This window comes from Paenibacillus sp. P4_E11 (assembly GCF_056401635.1).
The window spans coordinates 1-3,656 of the sequence record NZ_JBFUIX010000244.1; the positions used below are offsets into that span (position 1 = coordinate 1).

Consider the following 3,656-nt stretch of genomic DNA (forward strand, 5'->3'; position numbering starts at 1 on the left):
GCATTGCCCAAGCCAAGCTTGAGATCCTGCATGGTTTGAAAGTGAACGGCTTGTTCGTTTATCACGGCGACAGCTCCCGTCTGGTCCAACAGCTGAACGAGAATTTCTCCGGTAACACAACCACATCGTTTGGTGAAGCGACCATCAATCCTTGGCACCCTACATCGTTCTCCCTGAATGAAGCTGGAATTTCATTTACGATCTCCGATCCTTGGAGTCCCGGTCTGCATCTTCCGATGCTGGGCAAACATCAATTGATCAATGCACTGTCGGCTATCGCGGTTGCCCGTCATTTCGGAATATCTTATGCATACATTCAGCAAGGCTTGCAGCAAGTGGAAGCGACCGGCATGCGTAATGAACTTGTTCGAACAGGCGAGTTGACCATTATTAATGATACGTACAAATCCAACCCGACCAGTCTGCGAGCAGCGCTTGACTCTTTGTACGAGCTAACAGGCTACAATCAGAAGATTGCTGTACTTGGCGATATGGTAGAGCTGGGGGACGAGGCTGCCGCATTCCATACCGAGCTTGGTGCTGAGTTGGATGCCGACCGTATCGACTTGCTCATTACACTGGGGCCCATGGCGAACCTGATGGCTCAATCCGCCAGCTTGCACTGGCCAGCTGATCGGGTCATCGCTTGTTTCGATCAACAGGAAGTCATAACCCAGTTAGGACAAGTGATCCAATCTAAGTGCCTGATACTTGTAAAAGGATCCCGTTCGCTTCAGATGGAAAAAATAGTCGAGGCGTTATGCGATCAGGTGAGCCTATGTTGACGATTGACCAAACTAGCTCGTTAACTTGGGCAGGGATCGATTTGAACGCGATTGAACAGAACATCTCCACGATTCGGAAACGACTACCCATCGGTTGCAAATTCATGGCGGTTGTTAAGGCGGATGGTTATGGTCATGGTGGGGTGAAGGTTGCCAAGGCCGCCGTGCAAGCAGGAGCAGACGAGCTTGCAGTTAGCAATCTCGAGGAAGCGGTACGACTGCGCAAGCATGGAATATCCGCTCCGATCTTGGTGTTGACTCCGCCAATGCCTGCACATGTCGACACAGCGGTCCGCTATGACATTGCACTTCCTGTTCATCACGCCTCATGGTTGGTGGAGATGCGTCGATACAAACGTGCTATGCAACCGCTACGCGTACATTTGAAGATGGATACCGGGATGGGGCGAACTGGTATCCATCAGCATGCCGAATTTGAAGCAATAGTTCCGTTGCTGGCTGCCGAAGATATCTTGGTCGAAGGCGTTTACACCCATTTTGCAACGGCCAATGCGATGGATAGTACGTATTATGAGCAGCAATGGCAGAGATTCATGGAGATGCGGAAGTGGCTCCGGCAGTCTGGCTGGCATGGCGTTCCGGCGCATTGCGCCAATAGCGCTGCAGCCATACGTTATCCGGAGCGGAGCCTGGATATGGTTCGTGTAGGCGCTGCATTGTACGGCATCGATACACGGGATCGTAACGTTAGGGCACTAACGTCACTCAAGCTGAGGTCTGCTTTATCCTTGCACTCCAGTGTGATCCAAGTGAAACGAGTTGAGAAGGGCGAGACCTTGGGTTACGACCAATCCTATACTGCTGTGGGGGGTGAATGGATCGCGACTGTGCCGGTAGGGTACGCGGATGGGCTGAGTATAGATTTTCGCGGGTTTCAAGTATTGGTTGAGGGAATGCGGGTTCCGATTGTTGGCAACATATGCATGGATCAATTCATGATTCGATTGCCACATTATGTTCCTGTCGGCACGCAAGTGACCTGGATCGGGTATCARCGGGAACAATCCATCTCTCTGGAAGAAGCGGCTGACTATATCGGCACGATCCCCCAGCAAATTGCAACTTCGCTCTCCGACCGGATCAAGCGAGTATATTCGTAACTGTTGTGTATGGCTTTGTTGTCGGGTCATAATAGCGGTATAATCATAAGGAGTAGGATCGATTCCATTGATCCTGCTCATTTTTCTGAAGAAATGAAAGGTTGTGCACGTATGAAACCAATCGAGAAGTCACGGTTAACTGCTGAGTTAGCACGATATAAGGGGACAACAGCCTATGTACATCTCGAGGTGAATCCAGGCGCATTTATGCGGAACGTACCGATTGTGATTGCTGACACGTTCGGGGCTGGGGAGGGCCCGTATCGAGTTGCCCTGCGGACAATGGAGGGTGGCTGGATTCGTGCCGAAGGGTTGACCGACATGGATGYGAGCCGAGACGGGCAATTGCTGTTGGCAGGTCACGACTCCGCAGGAAGGATTACTACAGCGCTGCAATTGAGCTTGACGCCATTTGACTTCGATAGGGAGGCGAGCACGGAATGAGAGGCACAACTTGGCTGGTTGTAGTTGCCCATCCGGATGATGAGACATTCATCTGCGGAGGGATTCTCGCGAAGTATGCTAAACAAGGCGTGGACATCCATCTGGTGTGCGCAACGAAAGGCGAGATGGGCAGACGCGTAGGCAATCCGCCATATGTGAACCGGGAGTCGATGCCCCGCTTGCGGGAGCGTGAGCTAGAGCAAGCTTGCCGGCATCTGGGTATTCGTCAGCCCCGATATCTGAACATTATGGACAAAACCGTGGAGTTCGAACCGACTGCACAATTGCAGAATACGGTCCTCCAGCATATGATCGAAGTTCAACCTGATATCGTATTGACATTTCATGAGCGGTTGGGCGGTCACCCGGACCACTGCGCGATCGGATTGGCAGCAACAGCGGCTTATTATGAAGCGAAGCAATCGGGACATATTCCTGGATTGAATGGACTTTACTTCATCACATACGGAGATACGATGAAACAGCCGGAACGGTTCGGACTGTTACCGGAACAGATCGTAGGGGAAGACATCACAACAACTCGTTTGGAGAAGCTGCTTGCTTACCGTGCGCATCGGTGTCAATCCGAGATAGAACCGTGGGTTTGGCTGCCCGATGAACGAGCGATTGCAACGATGGGGAAGACCGAATATTTGATCCGTGACGACGGTACGTCTACGTTTACAATGCAGCTAGAGCGTTAATAATGTAGGATCAATAGGGGATAGGGGAGGGATAGGCTAATCATGACTGTGCCTGATCAAGACGCCAACCAGCTAAAAGAGCTGAAGAATATTATTCAACATACAATCTCGATGGAAATGAGAGTCAAGAATGAGGAAGTGGATGCTTTCTTGAAATGTATGGAAGGGTACGGATTCAAGTTCAAAAATTCATGGCCGTCCATGGAATTGCCTGAGTATACGGTTATCGATTTTTGGCAAAAAGAGCTTATCAAGTAAAGAGTTCCGGTGATGTTCATCCTTAAAGAGTCGTGCGGTTGCACGGCTCTTTTTCTTTTTCCACCACTAAGTTAAATAAWCAGTTCCATACACTTGTAAAATGTGGTAACATGAATACGAACGGTTGTTCTGTTATTTGTTGTTATTTTGTAAAAGCATAAGCGTTAGGAAGGAGTAAGAACGGTGACTGACCGGTATTCAGAAATAGACGAAGTGATCCAATATATTCATCAGCATATTTATGATCCGCTTCCACTTTCCCGATTGGCAAGTCATGCAGCCTATAGTCCTTACCATTTCGCGCGTATTTTCAAAGAAAAGATCGGGCTTTCTCCCTTATATTA

The 3,656-nt window shown here is 49.6% G+C and carries 6 protein-coding genes; all 6 read left to right on the forward strand.

The genetic code is table 11. The features are described 5' to 3' along the window. Window positions 1-785 (forward strand): glutamate ligase domain-containing protein (locus AC1DWB_RS32110; RefSeq protein WP_477545162.1); only part of this gene is annotated, 785 nt, incomplete at its 5' end. Then, on the forward strand, window positions 779-1,906 hold the full coding sequence (gene alr, locus AC1DWB_RS32115; RefSeq protein ID WP_477545163.1) for an alanine racemase: 1,128 nt from the start codon (window positions 779-781) through the stop codon (window positions 1,904-1,906). The genes AC1DWB_RS32110 and alr, both read left to right, overlap by 7 nt. Before the next feature lie 111 nt (window positions 1,907-2,017). Further along, window positions 2,018-2,350 (forward strand): DUF1806 family protein, encoded by a 333-nt coding sequence (locus AC1DWB_RS32120; protein WP_477545164.1) that lies wholly within the window; start codon window positions 2,018-2,020, stop codon window positions 2,348-2,350. Further along, window positions 2,347-3,054, forward strand: coding sequence for a PIG-L family deacetylase (locus AC1DWB_RS32125; protein ID WP_477545165.1), 708 nt, complete (start codon window positions 2,347-2,349; stop codon window positions 3,052-3,054). Before AC1DWB_RS32120 ends, AC1DWB_RS32125 begins: the two co-directional genes overlap by 4 nt. Window positions 3,055-3,096: 42 nt before the next feature. Beyond that, on the forward strand, window positions 3,097-3,312 hold the full coding sequence (locus tag AC1DWB_RS32130; protein ID WP_477545166.1) for a hypothetical protein: 216 nt from the start codon (window positions 3,097-3,099) through the stop codon (window positions 3,310-3,312). 183 nt (window positions 3,313-3,495) lie between these two features. Continuing rightward, window positions 3,496-3,656 (forward strand): AraC family transcriptional regulator (locus AC1DWB_RS32135; protein ID WP_477545167.1); only part of this gene is annotated, 161 nt, incomplete at its 3' end.